We start from the raw sequence: 20,091 nt of genomic DNA on the forward strand, positions 1-20,091 counted from the left end.
AATAGCGCCCTCTTTTTTATGTTATTATCTCTATTTCAATGCCGCCAAATAGCGCTTGATCGTTTCTTCCAAACCTAGATAAAGAGCATCGGCAATTAATGCATGTCCGATACTTACTTCTAATAACTCCGGAATATGCTGATTGAAATACTGAAGGTTATTTAAGTCCAAGTCATGACCGGCATTTAATCCTAGTCCTACTTCGCGTGCCTTCAGCGCTGCTTTAAAATAAGGAGCGATAGCCTCTTCCTTATTGAACCCATATTCGGCAGCAAAAGCTTCGGTATAAAGCTCGATACGGTCGGTGCCTGTTTCTGCGGCAGCTTCCACCATTTCCTCAATTGGATCCACAAAAATAGATACACGAATTCCCTTATCTTTAAAGAGCTTCACCATATCCGAAAGGTAGTCTTTGTACTTAAGGGTATCCCATCCGTGATTTGATGTAATCTGACCTAATGCATCCGGCACTAAGGTTACCTGCGTAGGCGTATTCGCCAGCACCAGGTCAATAAACTTTTGTTCCTGACAGTTACCTTCGATATTGAACTCTGTCTGAATATTAGCCTTCAAATCATACACATCCTGATAACGGATATGGCGCTCGTCGGGTCTCGGATGAACGGTAATTCCTTCGGCTCCGAAGCGTTCGCAAGCGAGTGCGGCAGCTAACACATTCGGAACATTGCCGCCTCTCGAATTACGTAATGTCGCTATTTTGTTAATATTTACGGATAGTTTAGTCATACTGATCGTCTTTTTACAAATTTACATTTTTAAGCAGGGATGTTCGGTCAATTTATGAATTATTATACCTGCGTCAATGGATAAAATTTTTTAAATTGCATGCTATATGGATGGACTGGATTTCAATCTCTTAAGCGGCTTTCGCCTGCTTGACTTTATCGATATCATTCTGGTAGCTATCATTATTTACTATGTGTATAGCTTAATCAAAGGAACTATCGCCGTTAATATTCTAATCGGAGTAGGGCTTTTTTATGGTATCTATCTTGTTGTGAAGCAGATGGAGATGCGCTTGCTGACGGAGATATTCGGCGGATTTATATCTGTAGGATCCATTGCACTGATTGTCGTATTCCAACAAGAGATACGACGTTTCCTCCTACACATCGGAAAGAATATATCCTTGCGCCGTAAGAAGTTCTTTTGGTCCGTATTTGGAACAAAAAAGGCTACACACGCAGATAATACCGAATTTATAAAACCGATCGTCGAAGCCTGCCAGAACATGTCAAAATCTAAAACAGGTGCATTGCTGGTTTTCTCACGTTATTTTGATGAGGAATACTATCAAACGAGTGGTACTATTATCGATGCGCCCGTTTCGAAGCGCCTCCTGGAGAGCATATTCTTTAAAAACTCCCCCTTACACGATGGGGCTGTCATCATTGTCGATAATCGAATCATGACCGCTAGTTCGGTATTGCCGCTGTCGGACTCTGATGATCTTCCTCCGCAGTTCGGACTTAGACATCGTGCCGCAATCGGCGTGACGGAAGTTTCGGAAGCTTTCGCAGTCATTGTTTCAGAGGAAACAGGCGAGATCTCCTTTGCAAAAGATGGCAACATAAATATGAATCTAACTGCACAGGAGTTAGAGAAGATTCTTGCGGAAGAACTCTAATTTGCTGAATAAAATTTACTAACGACCATTATTTATTGAATAATTGTTGTTATTTATCGATTTTTCGATAACTTTATTCATTATATAAATCTAAATTTTATTGTTATGCATTTCGAGGAAAAGAAGCCCATCGACATTGTGTTAAACGATTTATTCGAGCACTACCGTGAAAATGTCGCTGATGTAGATAAAATTACCAAAGCACTATTAGAGCGCGAAGTTGTACAATCGCAAGATGATATCGTAAATGACCATATCGCCTTCCGTACTTTAGGCGTCCCTAATCTTGGCATTAAATCCTTCGAGAAGATCTTTCTTTCTTTTGGCTATCAGAAGAAAGACTATTTCTATTTCGAAGGCAAGAAACTAGATGCTTACTGGTTTGCTCCACCTTCTCCGGAATACCCCAGAATATTTGTTTCAGAATTAAGAGTTTCCGAACTGAGCCAGCCGGTTCAGGATATCATTATAAAATATACTAAAAATATTACCTCCGATCCTGTAGATCTTTTAGATCTTTCTAACGGCGAAGAGGCGGCAGCATTCCTGCAGAAACCATTATGGGATTTGCCGACTTCCGAAGAGTATCAGACACTTTTAGCAGAAAGCGAATATGCGGCATGGGTAATCTACAATCGATATTACCTCAACCACTACACCATCAGTATTCACGAGTTGAAAGATGGTTATAATACCTTAGAAGAATTCAACGCCTTCTTAGAAAGCATTGGTGTTAAGCTGAATACTTCCGGCGGAAAGATAAAGACCAGCGAAGACGGATTACTTCGTCAGAGCAGTACGGTTTCAGCCCTTTATGATGCTACTTTTGCCGATGGAAAGACCATACAAATTGCAGGCAGCTATGTAGAATTCGCTGAGCGTTCCGTTCTGCCAGAATTCAAAGATATTCCAAAAGAACAGATTGAAGCAAAGCATCGTCGTGACGGTTTTGAAACCAACAACGCTGATAAGATTTTTGAAAGTACATATACAACTCAAATAAAAGGTTAGAAGATGATAGAAGAGGAGTTGGCTCTGCTTGCACCTCAATTAGGCGGTGAAATTTATTCGGATGAGAAAATGCGTCTGTTATATGCAACAGATGCATCTGCTTATCGCGAAATTCCTTTGGCAGTCGCTTATCCAAGAGATAAGCAGGATATAGCCTTGCTCATTCAATTCGCAAATAAACATCAAGTATCTTTAATTCCACGTACGGCCGGAACGTCCCTCGCAGGACAGGTTGTAGGATCCGGAATTGTGGTCGATGTATCCAAGTACTTCACCTCCATTTTAGAGGTAAATACAGAAGAAAATTGGGTAAGGGTACAACCGGGAGTGATTCGTGATGAGTTGAACATGTTCCTCAGGCCGCATCAATTATACTTCGGACCCGAAACGTCGACTGCCAACCGAGCGATGATCGGCGGTATGGTCGGCAATAACTCTTGCGGATCCAATTCGCTAATCTATGGCAGTGCCCGCGAGCATACTATAGAAATAAAAGCTTTGCTTAGCGATGGATCAGAAGTCGAGTTCAAAGCTTTGTCCTTCGAAGAATTTAATGAAAAATGTAGTTTGGACAGCCTGGAGGGTAAAATCTACAAGCATATCCGAACCATGTTGAGCAATTATTCGAATCAACAGGAAATCAGGGCGAACTTTCCAAAGGCCGCTATCATGCGCCGCAACACCGGCTATGCTGTCGATATGTTATTGGAGACGGATCCATTTACCGCAGGAAAGGAGCCTTTTAACTTCTGTAAACTCATTTGTGGCTCGGAGGGTACACTTGCCTTCATCACCGAGATAAAGCTGCATGTAGGCCCTTTAAATACAAATCCTACCGGTCTGCTCTGTGTGCACTTTGCAAGCCTCCAAGATGCCCTGCATGCTAACCTCATTGCGCTGAAGCACAAGCCGCTCGTAAGTGAGTTGATGGATAGTTATATCCTTGAGCGTACAAAAGATAATTTAGAACAATCAAAGAACCGTTTCTTTGTGGAAGGCGAACCTGCTGCCGTCTTGATTGTCGAATATGATGGCAAAGATCAGGACGAAATATTCCGCAAAGTGGAGGCTGTAGAAGCCGAAATGAGAGCACATGGATTAGGCTACCATTTTCCACTGGTTCTAGGAGCCGACAAGAAGTTGGTGTGGGATTTACGGAAGGCAGGGCTAGGCCTACTGAGCAATGTTCCGGGCGATGATAAACCAGTGGCGGTAATCGAAGATACGGCTGTCGCGGTAGAAGATTTACCAGCCTATATAGCAGACTTCAACCAGATTCTGGAAAAGTATAACCTCTATGCGGTGCATTATGCACATGCGGCGACTGGCGAACTACACCTACGTCCCATCATCAATCTAAAGACCGAGGCGGGCAATCAGCTCTTTCGGGAAATAGCATTGGAAATCGCTCATCTCGTAAAGAAATACAATGGATCGCTCAGTGGCGAGCATGGTGATGGCCGCTTAAGAGGCGAGTTTATCCCATTAATGATTGGCGACCATAACTATCAGTTATTAAAAGAAATTAAGCAGACTTGGGATCCTAGGGGTATATTTAACCCGGGAAAGATCGTCGATACGCCATCCATGAATAGCTTCTTGCGCTATGAACCGGGACAGCAGAATCGTGCGATAAAGACGGTGTTCCGCTATCCGAATCAAACTTACATTCAACATGTAGAGCAGTGTAACGGATCTGGAGACTGTCGAAAATCCCATTTGTCGGGAGGAACCATGTGTCCCTCGTATATGGCGAGCAAGAACGAGAAAGATACAACCCGAGCCCGAGCAAACATCCTGCGCGAAATGATTACACATTCGAGCAAAGAGAATCCCTTTGATCATGAAGAAATCAAAGAGATTATGGATCTTTGTTTAAGCTGCAAAGCCTGTAAATCCGAATGTCCTTCCAGTGTCGATATGGCTAAACTCAAAGCCGAATTCCTACAGGGCTATTACGACGCAAATGGAGTTCCGATGCGCTCTAGGATGATTGGCCACGTGGATACCCTTACACAGCTAATGCAACCTGTCGCCGGCTTATACAATGCTGTGGTCGGGAATAAACTGACTGGAGGGATTGTGAAGCGTATTTTGGGCTTTGCACAACAACGCCATATTCCCAGGATTGCTAATAAGACCCTAAGAAAATGGTACACCCAACAAGATAAAGATTATATTGCCGGCAAACAGCCGATCAAGTCAGTTTATTTTTTCTGCGATGAGTTTACCAATTTCAATGAAGTTGATTTAGGAAAGAAAGCCGTGATATTTCTGGAAAAATTGGGGTACCAGGTACTCATGGTGCCACACGCATTCTCCGGACGCGCGCTTTTGTCTAAAGGGCTTCTTCGCGAAGCAAAAAAACTGGCGAATAGAAATGTTGCTATTTTTGCCGACCGATTAAATTCCAATACCAAAATGGTGGCTGTAGAGCCATCGACAATACTGACCTTCCGGGATGAATACGTCGATCTTGTGGATGAGCACCTCGTGGAAGCAGCCGAGAGAATTGCGCCATTCGCATTGACCATAGAAGAGTTTATATGGGAGGAATTCCAAGCAGGAAATATCTCCTCGTCGCAGTTCACAGCAGAAGAGAAGGAAATCTTATTACATGGCCACTGTCAACAGAAAGCGTGGGGATTGTTGGCAACAGTAAACCAGATTTTAGCGATTCCCGCAAACTACAAAGTTAAAAATATACCTTCCGGATGCTGCGGTATGGCTGGTTCCTTTGGATATGAGAAAGAGCATTACGAGATGTCTATGCAGATCGGAGAGCTCGTGTTATTTCCTACGGTCCGCGCGAAATCAAAAGAAACGATCATCGCCGCACCGGGTGCAAGTTGCCGCCATCAAATAAAAGATGGAACATCCGAAACCGCGCTCCATCCTGTTGAAATATTATTTCAGGCATTGAAGAATTAACATAACAGAAAAGCGCCCTTGGAATCCCAAAGGCGCTTTTCATATGCTCGCTAAGAACTACTATTTCTTAGCAGCTTCTAATGCTTGCGTATTCAATTTTACATACTCACCGTTGTTCTGGGATTTCGCCATCTTCAATCCCTCTTCAGCAGCTTTTATCGCACCTTTTTTGTCGCCAGCTTTCGCCAAAATTAAGGATTTCCAATATTTGATATGAGCAGCTTTAGTATTGCCTTTGTCAGCTTCAACCATCCATTCTGCCGCTTTCTTGATATCTAGGCCGTGGGTATAGTAATATTGAGCTGCTTGGAAATAAGGCTTTTTCTCACCTTGCATCGCTTCATCAATACTTGCTAAAATCTCAGCTTTCTGATCCACCTCGATCAAGAAAGAAACTTTCGTTTTCTCCCAAAGTAAGCAAGCTTTTAGATTCTGATCGTTTACCTCTTCAAAAGCAATGGTAAATGTTTCGATTGGGTTAGTTAATGCGCGAGGTTTTACTTTAACGCGCAAAACATCATCTGCTTTATCATAAGTATAAGCACCCCACTGTTTCGCGTTCTTGTTGAAAATAATGGTCCATTCCTCTTTTCCAGGAATGGTGAACAATGCATATGTGCCTGCCTCTAAATTTTGTCCTTCGATTTTTACATCACTTTGAAACGTAATGTTCGTCGCGTTGTTTGCGCCTGTACGCCAAATTTGATTGTATGGAACAAGATCACCGAAAATAGTTCTACCCTTCATGTTCGGACGCTGGTAGACTACGCTAACTTGACTGATCCCTAAATCTTGAAGTATAAATTGTGTACTACTCGCAGGAGGTAATTTAATCTGCGCATCAGCTTGTTGTGCGCTGAAGATTAGTCCTGAAGCTAGCAGGAGTGTTAATGCAATTTTTTTCATATTCTCAAAACTTGAATTCTCGAATATACGAAGCCTAGATTAAAAAACAAACGGAGATAGTAACCTATCTCCGTTAACAATATGTTTAAACGTCTTATTTTCGAACTTTATGACCCGCTACTGCGTAATAAAAAATATACAGATAACATGGCAATGCGATCCAATACGCTTGGTGTGAGCCTACAGAGTGTGCAATTTGACCGTATATTAATGGAATAACAGCACCACCGGCAATACCCATTACTAAAATACCTGATGCCGCGCTCGTAAATTTACCAACTCCTTTTAATGCTAATGGCCAAATCGCAGGCCATACTAATGAGTTGGCTAAACCTAATAAACCTACTAAGGTTAGGGAAACCATACCATCAGTGAAAACAATACCTACCGTTAAAATCGCACCTAGAATAGCACATAATTTTAAAGCGGTCTCTTGAGAAAGGTATTTTGGAATCGCAACGATACCAACGATATAACCAATAACCATAGAAACCATCGTGAATGAGGTAAAGAATTTAGCTGTATCCAATGGAATTCCTAAGTAAGTTCCGTAAGCAATAATGGTATCACCTGCCAATACTTCAACACCTACGTATAAGAATAAACAGATGAATCCTAAGATCACATGTGGGAAGTCAAAAATACTTTGCTTGCCTTCAGAGACATTGTGATGTGTTGCATCTTCTTCTTCGTCGCCTTTTACTTCAGGAAGGTTAGCGCGCGAAATCCAAACTGCTAAGATGATCAACACTACAACGATACCGATATAAGGGTTAACCACTTGCAAGGCGATCTTATCCAAAGCCTGAGCCGATTCTTCGGGACCCATCGTAGCTAAAGATTGTTGTACTTTATCTGCCTCACTTAGGTTCAAAAAGTAACCTAGGATAATCGGAGCAAGAGCACCAGCAAATTTATTACAGATACCCATGATACTGATACGTTTTGCAGCAGTTTCTACAGGTCCTAAAATAGTGATATAGGGATTTGAAGCTGTTTGTAAGATCGCTAAACCACCACCCATGACAAATAAACCGGTCAGGAATAATAAATACGTACGCGAGTAAGCTGCAGGTATAAATAATAGGGCACCTACTGCCATGATACCAAGCGATATCGCCATACCATTTTTAAATCCGAATCTATTCAATACCCATGTCGAAACCGGCGCCATCACTAAATATGCAATGTAGAATGCGAAAGTCACAAAGTACGATTGTACTTCAGTCAACTCACAAGCAATTCTTAAGTAAGGAATTAGTAGGGAATTTAGCCAAGTTGCGAATCCAAAAATAAAGAACAGGGCACCAATGATAATCATTGGTCCGACGGTTGATTGATTATTCTGAGTGGTCATAAAATTGATTTAATCGATTATGAATTTTTTGATAGTCACAAGGCTAATAAAATAAATCCATATTTTAAAACGTAATTTATTAGACAATCGATTGCATTTGTAACAAATTGTTGATGATTCCCTATTTATATCAGGTAATGTTTTTTACGTTAATTGCTGTTAATCGAGGGTTTATAAAAGGTAGAGAGACATCGAATGGGCGACGTCTCTCTAAAAACCTAAACCGTATCATAAAACCAAAAAATGGTAGTATTTATGGTTGAACAAACATTTAAGATGATTGTTTTATGAATTGTATATTTTTCTGAAACTTTTTAAGGCTTCTTGATGATCGCCATCGTCAACCGGGAAATACACACTGGTTTTCCGCGTTCGTCGGCAATGCGAATATCCCATACATGCGTCGTTTTTCCAATATGAAGGGGCTTGCACGTTGCGAAAACCTTGCCTTTAGTTACAGGACGAAGGTGGTTGGCATTGATATCTAATCCAACGGCCGCATACTTGTCCATGTCGATAATCAACGCCGAAGCAATACTCCCCACAGATTCCGCAAGAACAACAGAAGCACCGCCATGTAAAATGCCGAATGGCTGTTTTACCTTTTCTGTAACGGGCATCTCAGCAACTAAGGCGTCTTCTGTAATAGAAGTTGCTTTGATATCGAGAAAACCTGTCATATTGATGGCGAAATAGGAGTTGATTTCCTCCAAAGAATATTCTCTAAACCACATCGTTACTTAAGTTTTGATTCTTCAAATAGCGAGCTTTCAGGATGATAACATGATGGTTAAGGTGGCCCGCGATAACATATAATAGTGCTCTAACACTGATCAATCGATCGGATGCCATACCTTTTCGGGCAAGTTCGTTTTCATCAAAGGCATTAAATAAGTATAGATTTGCCTTCCTTAAGTGAATAAATTCTTCTGCAATATCAGCTAACTTGCGCTCGTTATGGCGTCCGTTAGATACAAATTCGTCTTGTTCAAAAGCTGCTAATGCAGTCATATCATTTCGCCCGAAGCGTAGTGCTCGATAGGCCATCACCCGTTCGCAATCCAAGATATGGCATAACACCTCTTTGATTGTCCATTTATCCTCGGCATATGCATAGGACCCCATACTCTCTGGAATGCTCGCAATAAATTCGGGAAATGTCTCGATTTGGCTCCTCAGCTCCTCCATAACGTCCCCAGTTACGGTTTCTATATAGTCACTGAATATCGCTGGGTATTCATCAGATTTGAGTTGGTTCATAGCGTAAATTACTTTTTAAGATAATTCTAAATGTGGTTCCTTTTCCTATTTCGGATTCTTTAACAAAAATTTGTCCCTGATGGTAGTAGACCATACGTTTCGTCAAACTTAGCCCTAAGCCCCAGCCTCGTTTGCGGGTCGTATATCCTGGTTGAAAAATAGTCTCCCAATTTGCCCTAGGGATACCTTTTCCGGTGTCGCTAATGTCTATAAAAATTTCTTCTTTTGCAATGTTTTCAGAAATGTTAATGCTAATCTTACCTTCAGCTTCGATAGCATTCACCGCATTTTTTAGCAGGTTTTCGATGATCCAATCGAATACTTGCACATTCAATTTTGCCTCCACCTGCTGGTCGCCTTCAAGCTCGAATGTAATACGCTGACTCGTTCTAACTTTAAAATAATTCACATACTCTTCCACGACCGGGTAAACCGCATGGTTGGAGAGTGAAGGTGTAGAACCAATTTTTGAAAAACGATCAGCAACAATTTCCAAACGTTTGATGTCACGTTCCATCTCATTGAATACGCTGTCGTCTTCGGCATCATACGTAACACGAGCAAGCTCTAGCCAACCCATCATCGATGAAATAGGTGTCCCTAATTGATGAGCAGCCTCCTTGGCCATCCCCACCCAAACCAGGTTCTGCTCCGAGTCTCGAATGGAATTGAAGACCGTATAGGCAATAATTAAAAAGATAGCAATCAGCGAAAGTTGCAAATAGGGGAATATACGTAATTGTGCTAAGGCATCCGAGTCACGGTAGTACACGCGCCATTCCTGCCCGCTATCCAAAGAAATATGAATCGGCGGATGGGCCTTCTTCATTTTGTTCAGCTGCTTTTGGAAATAATCCGGATCATACTGCTTGGTCGAGTCTGGGTCTGCACTGTTGTCGGTCTTGGTGCTGTCTAAATCGCGCCAGGCAACAATCGTTTCATTCTCGTCCGTAATAATTGCGGGCAAGCTCAAACTATCGCGCACGGCGGAAATAAAACTGATAAACTCATCGTTCACATCCGGCATCGTCACAATGCTCTTGGTAGACATCGCCCAGACCTCCGCCTTGGTACGTTCGGATTTTGAAAGATTTTTAACCAGGTAATTGCTATATAAAAGTGAGGCCGTAGCAATCAAGGCAGCAAATAAAAACAATAAAAACTTCCATTGTTGCTTGTTATATCGATACGGATGTTGCTTCATAGACCCAATTATTGTCAGCAAATTAATGATTTTCCAATAGCTTCAACAAACAAAATAAAGAAATGCTTAATTTTGCGGTTATGAGTTCACAAAACAAAGTAAGGGTTCGTTTCGCGCCAAGTCCTACAGGCGGGTTACATTTAGGCGGCGTCAGAACCGCATTGTTCAACTACCTTTTTGCAAAACATCATAACGGCGATTTTATCCTTCGAATCGAGGATACCGATCAGACGCGTTTTGTACCAGGTGCTGAAGAATATATCAAAGAATGTTTAACATGGTGCGGATTAACACCAGATGAAAGCCCTTGGAATGAGGGAGCTTTCGGGCCTTACCGTCAAAGTGAGCGCAAGCCTTCTTACCGTCAATTTGCGGAAGAATTAGTAAAGAATGGAAATGCATATTATGCTTTTGATACAGCAGAAGAATTAGACGAGCAGCGTAAGCTGCAACCAAACTTCCGCTATGCGCATGATAACCGCATGGATCTTCGAAACTCTTTAAGCTTAGGCGAAGAGGAAACACAACGCTTATTAGCAGCAGGAACACCGCATACGATCCGTATCAAAATGCCGGAAGATGAAGTCGTTTCTTTTGATGACATGATACGTGGGCGTGTAAGTTTTGAAACAAAATTAGTCGACGATAAAGTGCTTTTGAAAGCTGACGGCATGCCAACATATCATTTGGCGGTTGTCGTGGACGATAAAGCCATGGAAATATCCCATGTCTTCCGTGGTGAAGAATGGTTGCCTTCTGCACCGGTACACTTATTATTATGGGAGTATTTGGGCTGGAAGAATGAGATGCCGCAATGGGCGCACATGCCGCTTATCCTGAAACCTGACGGAAAAGGTAAGCTGAGCAAGCGTGATGGCGATCGCTTAGGCTTCCCTGTGTATGCGATGAACTGGACCGATCCGAAGACTGGTGAACTGACTGTTGGTTACCGTGAGCGTGGTTTCTTACCGGAGTCTTTCATCAATTTATTAGCGATGCTGGGCTGGAACGACGGAACAGAGCAAGAGATCTTTACGATGGAAGAGCTGATTAATAAGTTCTCCGTTGAGCGCATCAGCAAAGCCGGAGCGAAATTCGATTTCGAAAAGGCGAAGTGGTTCAATCAAGAATGGATAAAAATCACCGATAATAGCGAACTTCTGCCACAGGTGAAAGCGATCATGGCGAAGCATGAGCTAAATACAGACGGGATAGACGATAATTTTATCAATTCTATCTTGGATTTAGTTAAAGAAAGACTAACTTACGTTGAAGATTTTTGGGAGCAAGCCTCTTTCTTCTTCCAAAAGCCTGCACAATACGACGTTGATGCCGTTAAACCGAAATGGAACACTGACAAAACAGCCTTCTTCAAACAAATCGCGACAGACTTTGCAGAACAGCCCATTTGGGAAGCAGCAAGTCTAGAGACATTCTTTAAAGGAAAGATTGCAGATTCAGGAATGAAGATCGGCGAGTTGATGATGCCTTTCCGTATTATGTTGGTTGGTGGTAAGTTTGGACCCGACGTATTCAAGATTGCAGAGCTTTTAGGAAAAGAGGAAGTGATTGCGCGCATAGCGTCGGCATTGCCTCATTTTGAAGCATAAACAATCAACTAAACGAATACGAATGAATTTATTTAAGAAGTTACTCTTCGGATGTGCTGCATCGGCTATGTTGCTGGCAACATCCTGCGCAACCAATGGAAAAGCGCAACAAGGCAACACACAACAGTCTTTTCCGGAAGAAAAGTTGGGCTGGAAATTAGGTGCACAAGCCTATACCTTCCGGATGTTCTCCTTTGCCGATGCATTGAACAAAATCGATAGCGCCGGCCTACGTTTTGTGGAGGCCTTCCCAGGACAAACAATCGGGGCGGGAAGCACGGAGAAGATGACCTACGAACTCTCCAAAGAAGGAAGGGACCTAGTGAAGAAACTTCTTAACGATAAAAAGATCACATTGCACGCTTATGGTGTCGTAGGAGCCAAAGATGCAGAAGAGTGGGATAAGGTGTTCGCCTTTGCTAAAGATATGGGCGTCAAAGTCATCAACTGTGAACCAAAAGAAGAAATGCTTGACGTAGTCTCTAATCTGGCAGACAAATACGATATCCTTGTCGGCATCCATAATCACCCAACCCCATCCATATACTGGAACCCTGACGTTGTCTTAAAAGCCTTAAACGGCCGCAGCAAGCGTATGGGAGCAACAGCAGATGTGGGCCACTGGATGCGCTCGGGCTTGAACCCGATCGACTGCCTAAAGAAACTAGAAGGCAGAATCGTACACCTCCACTTCAAAGACCTGAATGAATTCGGCAACAAAAAAGCACATGATGTGCCTTGGGGAACCGGAAAATTAGGGTTGAAGGAAGTACAAGCCGAATTAAAACGCCAAAACTTTAAAGGTATGTTCTCCGCAGAATACGAATACAACTGGGAGAATAATATGCCAGAAGTAAAAGAAAGTGCACAAAACTTTAGAACAGCTTTATAAAAGGTAAGTTTAAAAATATAAATGAAGCGCTAGGAGAAATTCTAGCGCTTTTTTTATGAGGCAATGCAGGTACAAACCTACGATAAGTCATTCCCCTACTTAACCCAATTCATAACCCTTTCATACCCGCTCGGGATTGGGTTAGAAAGGGTTTTACATTGGGTTTGAAAGGGCTTTAGAAGGGGAGTGTCTAAAAGGAGGCTTTTAGAAGGTTGCTTTGTCTTTGAACCAGGAAAGGAAGCATGAAAAAGCGTTTTTTTTGAACCAGGAAAGGAAGGATGCAAGGATTGGCAGGATCGGGTATTGCGACATATGAAGGGATGGATTTTAGTATTGACGTTTTGTTTTGAACCAGGAAAGAAAGGATTTTAGGATTGGCAGGATCAGGTATTGCGACATATGAAGGGATGTGTTTTAAGGATTGACATTTTGTTTTGAACCAGGAAAGGAAGGATGCAAGGATGATCAGGATCGGGTTTTGCCATATATAAAATGATGGGTTTAAGGATTGACGTTTTGTTTTGAACCAGGAAAGGAAGGATGCAAGGATGATCAGGATCGGGTTTTGCGATATATAAAATGATGGGTTGTATTTTTTTAATAGTAGACGTATCACTAAACGTCTCTTTTAATGCACGATGCCCATACCCTCATCAAACACTATACAAGATCCTGATCATCCTTAAATCCTTTTTTTCCTGGTTCAAGACAACGCTATCCTTCCTTCAAAACAAACTTTCCTTACTAAACCAAAAGTTCAAAACAAAACATCCCTCCACCATTGGATTAACCGCAAAAAGAAAGGCGCCTAATCGGCGCCCTGCTCTAAAATCTAATGTCTAATGTCTAATATCTTATATCTAAAAAAACTAGCTAAAAAGCTCACTAATATCTTCTTTGCTCAGTGATTTTACGAAGCTTTCTTCGGTGGTAATCAGGGAGCTTGCTAGCGATTTTTTCATACCTTGGAGGGCGAGGATTTTTTCTTCGATGCTGTCTTTGCTGATGAATTTATAGATAAATACATTTTTCACTTGTCCGATGCGGTGGCTACGGTCGATGGCTTGTTGTTCGACGGCAGGGTTCCACCAGGGGTCGAGGATAAAGACGTAATCGGCTTCGGTGAGGTTGAGTCCGACACCGCCGGCTTTTATTGATATAAGGAAGACCTGGATGTCTTCATTTTCTTTAAATGCTTTAACGGCAGCGTTTCGGTCTGACGTCGATCCGTCAAGGTAGGCATAGCGAATCTTTTCCTTATCGAAGTGGTCGCGGAATAGCTGTAAGTGTTTTACGAACTGGGAGAAGATCAAGACCTTGTTTCCTTCTTTAATAATGGATTCCATGAGTTCGATGGCGGCATCAAATTTACCGGATCCGCCGTCGTAACCTTGGTCGATCATAGAAGGGTGGTTCGCAAGCTGTCGAAGCTTCGTCAGTCCTTGAAGCAGGGCTATTTGCGATGCTTTTCCGGAGAAGGCTCCGTCGAGCAATGCGTTTCTGTATTCCGATTTCACGCGTTCGTAATACTCCAGCTGCTCGTCCGACATGCTACAATAGAATATCTGTTCCGATTTTGGCGGAAGTTCTGTTGCTACTTGCGATTTTGTACGTCGGAGCACGAAGGGCTTGATAATGGCTTGCAACCGGCGCGCTTTTTCCTCATCCTTTTTCTTTTCTATCGCTTGCACAAACTCTTTCTGGAAATAGGTGAAGGAGCCTAGTAAACCCGGATTGGCAAAGTGCATTTGCGACCAGATATCTAATACGCTATTTTCAATAGGCGTACCGCTGAGGGCGAGCTTATGCTTGCTTTTGAGCTGTTTTATCGAGCTGAAGGATTTAGAACGCGGATTCTTGATGTTCTGACTTTCATCCAGGATAATATAGTTGAAGAAGAATCCGGAAAGAAGTTCCTCATCGATTCGGGCAATCCCGTAGGTGGTGATGATGAGGTCGAAATGGCTGAAAGCAAAGTTGTCTTTGCTGCGGCTGCCACCAGTATGCAGATGTACGCGCAAGTTGGGTACAAAGCGTTCAGCTTCCTTTTGCCAGTTGAAAATTAGGGAGGTTGGGACAATCAATAAGGAGGTCTTGGCATCGTTAGGGCCGAGGAGTTCCTTTTGATGTTGTAAAAGGGCAAGAGTCTGTACAGTCTTTCCTAAACCCATATCGTCGGCAAGGAGTCCGCCGAATCGGTACTCTTGAAGGAAATGGAACCAGTTGTAACCAGCCTTTTGATAAGGGCGCAATGAACCTTTGAATTTCTTAGGCGCTTCGATATCGGCTATCTCATCAAATTCGCCCAGTTTGTTCAGCTTTCGTTGCATCGTGACCTCTGTATGTTCGCTGACGTCATTTATGAGACCTATATGTACGCGGTTAAGGCGGATTTCATCCTTCTTGGATGAAAATTGAAACAAATGTTCATATTGCGAGAACCACTCTTGCGGGATAATTGCAATCTCGCCGTTTGGCAACTCAAACTCTTGTTGTTTATTGATGATATGTTGTCGAAGGGAGGTAAATGGGATCTCATAGGGTCCAAAGCGCACGATGGCTTTGACATCGAACCAATCATTCTCTTCGGCAATTTCTATACTGATGCTGGTCTTGCCAATCAGGAAGCGCTTTTCCTTATGGCTTTGCGTGATGTGAAAACCTTCTTGTTCAAGTTCTGCTAAATGCTCATTCACCCATTCTATCGCTGATGGATTAAAACCTAGCCCGATATCTTTGGGTTTGAAAGTGCTAAAGAGCGCATCAGCCTTCTGTAGTCCCAATTGTTCTAAGAGGGCTTCTCTTTTTTCTTCCCATGCCGTGGAGCGCTTAATTCGATAGAATTTATGGCTATCCGTTTCAGGCTGATGGACATATTTTACGGTGATGGCATGATTTCCTCCTGCTGGGAAGGTATAGTCGCCATATTGAAAATAGAGCTGCAGTTGGGCTTCGCCCTCCGGGCTATAGATGATTCGCAATTCGGGGCTTGCATTTTCTTTATAGGTGATAATGTCCAAGCCTTCTGCGTAGACATGATGCTTTTCGATAAGCCCGGTCACAAAAGTTTCAAAGTACTTCTTTTCGGTGTTGCGCGGAATAGATATAAATCGCTTATTCAGAAAAGGAGTCAACTTTTTCCCTTCCAGCTCTTCGTCGAAATGATACAAAGTATTATCCAAAAGTAGCCAGGCCTGCTGGTTCACGATGACTTCGGCATCCTTATACATAAACTCCATACGATGTCCGTCGTATTTCAAGGTTGGGAAATATCGCGTTTCGTTGTCGTTGCGGCGGAAATGGAAGAGAATGGAGGTTGTCTTTGGCGCTATCTGTAATTCTTGTTCTGCCGGATAACCATCTTTGCTCATCAGGAATAAGGGTTTATCGCCTACCTGATTTAAGAAGCTGAGCATGCGTTGCTCTATTTTGGGCCGGATATAATCGTAAATGTTTTGATCGAATATTTTGCTGAAGTAATCTGCCGGTCGGATTGCTTTTTTATGGAACTGCTTGATGATATGGGTTTGTTCAATTTCATCTAGTAGTTTGATCAGTTTATAGTCTAGATCATCCAGCGCTGCTGCAAATTCATCGACGGTATTGCTGAATACCCGTTTATACGATAGGGAATAGGAACCATTTTGATTCAAATGAACAATGTGCGGTTCTATGAGAAATCCCAGGTAAGGATGTCTTCCCAATGAATAAACTAAACGATATGGCAATGAAGTAGTTCCTTGCTGCATGCTGGATATTGTACGCTAGAAAAAGCTACTAATATACATCAAATATTAGGTTGGGTAAAAATGTATTGGGTTAATTTAATGTTATATCCCCAATAGCAATTTATTTTTCTAAGGAATGCACTGTTAGTTTTCATGAATTATTAACCAATAAAAACAACTTTGTTACAATTTCAGGAAAATTGAGCAATCGATTGCTTTACTTAAAAAAGTTTTTCGCAAACGTTTGCGAAACGCGTAGCGATATTCTGACAGCGTTTTTCCTATTGTAAGTGTTGGTTGGCTGCTTAATTTTATCCTCATAATTATTAACAAAACCTTAACATTTAACAAGCCTTTTTATGATTCAAGATTTACGCAGATCTTTTCTGGAGTTTAAAGGGATTTTTGTCGCCTTTTTGCTCGTCTTATGTTGCAGTTTCGCTGCAATAGGTCAAATTAAAGTTACGGGTGTTGTATCAGATCAGAACGGTGCTTTAACAGGCGTTTCCGTTCGTCTGAAAAAAGGTAACAAATCTTTAGTTGCTACCGATAATAACGGTGCTTTTGAAGTAAGTGTTGCTGGCAACGACGTTCTTATTTTTGATCTAGTGGGTTATCAACGCAAGGAAGTTCCTGTGGAGAACCGCACTAGAATTAATGTAACGATGGAGGAGTCTTCCAACGTCTTAGAGGAAACGATCGTTACGGGTTATACGACGATTGACCGTAGAAAAACTACAGGTTCTATTTCCAGTGTGACGGCGAAGGATATCGAGAACCTTCCTGCAGCGAGTATTGACGTTTTGCTTCAAGGTAAACTTCCGGGGGTAAACGTTCAGAACTTCACGGGTATGCCTGGGGTAAAGACCTCCTTAGTTATACGTGGTAATTCAACGATCCCACGCTCGAGTAGCCAGTTTGATTCGGAAAACATTACGAGCAATCCGCTTTATGTAATTGATGGGGTGCCGATTGCTGATGATGAAGTTCGTGCTTACAACGTAACGGGAACCAACTTCTTGTCGAGCTTGAACCCGAATGATATCGAATCGGTTGACGTATTGAAAGATGCATCGGCGGCAGCACTATACGGAGCGCGCGCAAATAATGGGGTTATCCTTGTTAAAACTAAGCGCGGTCGTATTGGAACGCCAAGAATTAGCTTGAACGTCTATCAAGGCTACATCACGAAGCCCGAGAAGCTAAATACGCTGCTAGGTGTTGCTGAGCGGAATCAAAAGCTAGCGCTATTGTACCACTATGGTACCTATGCACAACAAGGTAACTTACCGATCATGTTGACGGATAGCTTAAACCCTGCATTCAACAGCAATACGGATTATCAGGAGCTATTTTTCCGTCCGGGAGGAATCCAAAACTATGATCTTTCGGTATCTGGTGGTACAGAAAATATCAACTACCGTATTTCCGGTGGTTTATATAATGAAAAAGGGGTGGTTATCAATACTGGATTTAAACGCTACTCGTTTACCAGTAATGTGAATTTCAACTTTACGAAGAATTTAGAGTTGTTGACAAACTTCAAAGTGTCGACCATGAATAGAAAAGAAGGTAGAGGCACAACGGAATACATCCGCGAGGGATCTTATAGAAACGTCTACGGCATTAATCCAATCGATATGTATTCTTCCTTGTACCGACTCTCTGATGAAACATTAGATGGAATATTGAACCCTTACGAACATCAACGCAATGAGAATATCAACGTTGATTTAACAGGGGTTGGAGAATTGCGCTATAGTTTCTTGAACGATTTTCGCCTGAGTACACGTAGCATCATCAACTATTCGACAGCCAAGAATGATTTCTTCTCGCCATCGTACATGAACAGTGATGGATTGGCTGCTGGTAAAGCGACTTCAACGCAATACAGAAAATATTTGTTGACCAACAACTTACTATGGACGAAGACTTTAGGGGATGTTCATAATTTTACAGCGAACTTAATCCAGGAGTTTGAAACCCGTACAAACAATGGTATGTACCTTCTAGGGTCGGGTATTCCAAATGATAATATTCAAGTGATCAAGGGGATCAAAGCAGGAGGTTTAGGAGGTTATACCGACCTTTCTACCTACTCTAAGCTTTCTTACTTAGCAGCTGTTCACTATGATTATGACAATCGCTATTTGTTAGATGCGGTTTGGAGAAGGGACGCATCTTCCCGTTTCGGAAAGAATAACAAATGGGGTAATTTCCCTTCATTAGCTTTAGGCTGGATCATCTCGAATGAGGAATTCGCTTCACAAGCGGGTTGGATCAATGAGTTGAAGTTGAGAGGTAGCTGGGGTATCACCGGTGATGAGTCAAGTATTACAGATTATGACCGCTACAATGCCTACTTAGCAGGTGAGGCGTCTTACCCAGGTTCAGGCACCGTTCCTACCTATGGTGGTCAAACTGCGGTTATCCCGAACTACGCGGGCATCACGAATGATAACATCACATGGCAAGAAACAGCTACTTGGAACTTAGGTTTGGATGGTAGCTTATTCAGCAATCGTTTATTCTTCAACATTGATGCTTATACACGTGAAACATCGGGTCAGATGTTGAGTATTACTATTCCAGAATATACGGGTTACTTAAGCACGTTCACCAATGCAGCATCCGTACGTAACAGTGGGGTCGAGTTGAATGTGGGCGGTCGAGTATTCAATAACGAAGACGGATTCCAATGGACACCATCGATCAACTTAGCATTTAACAAGAATATGGTAACTGCATTGCCAAATGGCAATCGTGATATCTACTACGGCGAGGCTGTTTACGTGGTTGGAAAACCATTGAATATGTTCTATGGTTTCTTGGTGGACGGAGCGATCAGCTCGGAAAGCAGCTTGATCAGCAATCCTTACACAGGAGCAGTTGGAAGCACAAAATGGGGAACATTAAAGCCTGGATATGCAAACTGGGTGGATGTGAACGGCGATTACAAGATCTCCGATGGCGTTGGAGAGGATGACCGTACCTTCTTTGGCGATCCAAACCCGAAAGTAGTAGGAGGTTTTACCAACTTGTTTAGCTACAAAGATTTCTCGGTACAAATCCTGACGACATTCACTTTTGGCAGAGACATCATGAACCAATCCTTCGCTCGCCGTATGTCTAATAGCTTCTTCTATGGAAATCCTTTCGACTTAGCTAGACGTTCGATCGGTGATATGGAGCAATATAGCTATTGGAAGCAAGACGGTGATGTGGCACAATATCCTGCGTTTAATCCTTATTTAGGTCTATATACCTGGAGAACCGGCCAGTCTATGTTTATGGAGCCGGGATGGTATATCCGCATTAAAAACGTGAATCTTACTTACCGTTTTAATCCTTCAAAACATGAATGGATGCAACGAGCGAAATTAAATACGCTTCGTTTATACGGTTCGGTGGACAACGTGTTGATGATTCAGAAATTCTCAGGAATTGACGCCGAGCGCGTAGATGGACGTGGATATGATATGGCCGATGGTTATCCATTGCCTTCGAAATTCACATTAGGTATTCAGTTTGATTTTTAAGGGAG

Annotated in this window: 13 protein-coding genes; 6 read left to right on the plus strand and 7 right to left on the minus strand. The window is 42.4% G+C overall.

Going from position 1 to position 20,091, the window contains the following annotated elements:
- Positions 1-30: 30 nt before the first annotated feature.
- Positions 31-747, minus strand: coding sequence for a pyridoxine 5'-phosphate synthase (locus tag B2400_RS13120; protein ID WP_293934061.1), 717 nt, complete (start codon positions 745-747; stop codon positions 31-33).
- 106 nt (positions 748-853) lie between these two features.
- On the opposite strand from B2400_RS13120, the gene cdaA reads away from it, so the two are divergent.
- The 3 genes from cdaA (at position 854) to B2400_RS13135 (ending at position 5,590) form a co-directional block, all read left to right on the plus strand.
- Complete coding sequence (cdaA, locus tag B2400_RS13125; RefSeq protein ID WP_187773900.1) at positions 854-1,648, plus strand: diadenylate cyclase CdaA; 795 nt, start codon at positions 854-856, stop codon at positions 1,646-1,648.
- 105 nt (positions 1,649-1,753) lie between these two features.
- A complete protein-coding gene (locus B2400_RS13130) occupies positions 1,754-2,659 on the plus strand; it encodes a DUF1338 domain-containing protein (protein ID WP_293934067.1) in 906 nt (301 codons plus the stop codon).
- A 3-nt stretch (positions 2,660-2,662) separates the two neighbouring features.
- Positions 2,663-5,590, plus strand: a complete 2,928-nt coding sequence (locus B2400_RS13135) for an FAD-binding and (Fe-S)-binding domain-containing protein (protein WP_293934070.1) — start codon at positions 2,663-2,665, stop codon at positions 5,588-5,590.
- A gap of 60 nt (positions 5,591-5,650) precedes the next feature.
- Here the strand turns inward: B2400_RS13135 and B2400_RS13140 are convergent, their stop codons facing one another.
- From B2400_RS13140 to B2400_RS13160, 5 genes are all read right to left on the minus strand, one after another.
- A complete protein-coding gene (locus B2400_RS13140; protein WP_293934073.1) occupies positions 5,651-6,496 on the minus strand; it encodes a DUF2911 domain-containing protein in 846 nt (281 codons plus the stop codon).
- A gap of 94 nt (positions 6,497-6,590) precedes the next feature.
- Positions 6,591-7,853 (minus strand): sugar MFS transporter, encoded by a 1,263-nt coding sequence (locus B2400_RS13145; protein WP_293934075.1) that lies wholly within the window; start codon positions 7,851-7,853, stop codon positions 6,591-6,593.
- 314 nt (positions 7,854-8,167) lie between these two features.
- The gene (locus tag B2400_RS13150) at positions 8,168-8,587 is read right to left on the minus strand and encodes a hotdog fold thioesterase (RefSeq protein ID WP_149527275.1); all 420 of its coding nucleotides are present in this window, start codon (positions 8,585-8,587) and stop codon (positions 8,168-8,170) included.
- Positions 8,577-9,113, minus strand: coding sequence for a DinB family protein (locus B2400_RS13155; protein WP_293934078.1), 537 nt, complete (start codon positions 9,111-9,113; stop codon positions 8,577-8,579). Before B2400_RS13155 ends, B2400_RS13150 begins: the two co-directional genes overlap by 11 nt.
- The gene (locus B2400_RS13160) at positions 9,094-10,317 is read right to left on the minus strand and encodes a sensor histidine kinase (RefSeq protein WP_149527273.1); all 1,224 of its coding nucleotides are present in this window, start codon (positions 10,315-10,317) and stop codon (positions 9,094-9,096) included. Before B2400_RS13160 ends, B2400_RS13155 begins: the two co-directional genes overlap by 20 nt.
- Before the next feature lie 80 nt (positions 10,318-10,397).
- Between B2400_RS13160 and gltX the strand changes: the two genes are divergently transcribed.
- The gene (gene gltX / locus B2400_RS13165; RefSeq protein WP_293934080.1) at positions 10,398-11,927 is read left to right on the plus strand and encodes a glutamate--tRNA ligase; all 1,530 of its coding nucleotides are present in this window, start codon (positions 10,398-10,400) and stop codon (positions 11,925-11,927) included.
- Positions 11,928-11,949: 22 nt separating this feature from the next.
- Positions 11,950-12,819, plus strand: a complete 870-nt coding sequence (locus B2400_RS13170; protein ID WP_293934083.1) for a sugar phosphate isomerase/epimerase family protein — start codon at positions 11,950-11,952, stop codon at positions 12,817-12,819.
- A gap of 869 nt (positions 12,820-13,688) precedes the next feature.
- Here B2400_RS13170 and B2400_RS13175 read toward each other — a convergent pair.
- A complete protein-coding gene (locus B2400_RS13175) occupies positions 13,689-16,568 on the minus strand; it encodes a DEAD/DEAH box helicase (RefSeq protein ID WP_293934086.1) in 2,880 nt (959 codons plus the stop codon).
- Between the two features lie 338 nt (positions 16,569-16,906).
- Between B2400_RS13175 and B2400_RS13180 the strand changes: the two genes are divergently transcribed.
- Complete coding sequence (locus B2400_RS13180) at positions 16,907-20,086, plus strand: SusC/RagA family TonB-linked outer membrane protein (RefSeq protein WP_293934089.1); 3,180 nt, start codon at positions 16,907-16,909, stop codon at positions 20,084-20,086.
- Positions 20,087-20,091: the final 5 nt, after the last annotated feature.

Source organism: Sphingobacterium sp. UBA6645, assembly GCF_002455685.1.
Taxonomy (GTDB): Bacteria; Bacteroidota; Bacteroidia; order Sphingobacteriales; family Sphingobacteriaceae; genus Sphingobacterium; species Sphingobacterium hotanense.

Coding starts and splice junctions, on each gene's coding strand:
- gltX (WP_293934080.1), top strand. CDS start 10,398: ATGAGTTCACAAAACAAAGTAAGGGTTCGTTTCGCGCCAAGTCCTACA.
- B2400_RS13180 (WP_293934089.1), top strand. CDS start 16,907: ATGATTCAAGATTTACGCAGATCTTTTCTGGAGTTTAAAGGGATTTTT.
- B2400_RS13145 (WP_293934075.1), bottom strand. CDS start 7,853: ATGACCACTCAGAATAATCAATCAACCGTCGGACCAATGATTATCATT.
- B2400_RS13130 (WP_293934067.1), top strand. CDS start 1,754: ATGCATTTCGAGGAAAAGAAGCCCATCGACATTGTGTTAAACGATTTA.
- B2400_RS13150 (WP_149527275.1), bottom strand. CDS start 8,587: ATGTGGTTTAGAGAATATTCTTTGGAGGAAATCAACTCCTATTTCGCC.
- B2400_RS13155 (WP_293934078.1), bottom strand. CDS start 9,113: ATGAACCAACTCAAATCTGATGAATACCCAGCGATATTCAGTGACTAT.
- B2400_RS13135 (WP_293934070.1), top strand. CDS start 2,663: ATGATAGAAGAGGAGTTGGCTCTGCTTGCACCTCAATTAGGCGGTGAA.
- cdaA (WP_187773900.1), top strand. CDS start 854: ATGGATGGACTGGATTTCAATCTCTTAAGCGGCTTTCGCCTGCTTGAC.
- B2400_RS13120 (WP_293934061.1), bottom strand. CDS start 747: ATGACTAAACTATCCGTAAATATTAACAAAATAGCGACATTACGTAAT.
- B2400_RS13170 (WP_293934083.1), top strand. CDS start 11,950: ATGAATTTATTTAAGAAGTTACTCTTCGGATGTGCTGCATCGGCTATG.
- B2400_RS13140 (WP_293934073.1), bottom strand. CDS start 6,496: ATGAAAAAAATTGCATTAACACTCCTGCTAGCTTCAGGACTAATCTTC.
- B2400_RS13175 (WP_293934086.1), bottom strand. CDS start 16,568: ATGCAGCAAGGAACTACTTCATTGCCATATCGTTTAGTTTATTCATTG.
- B2400_RS13160 (WP_149527273.1), bottom strand. CDS start 10,317: ATGAAGCAACATCCGTATCGATATAACAAGCAACAATGGAAGTTTTTA.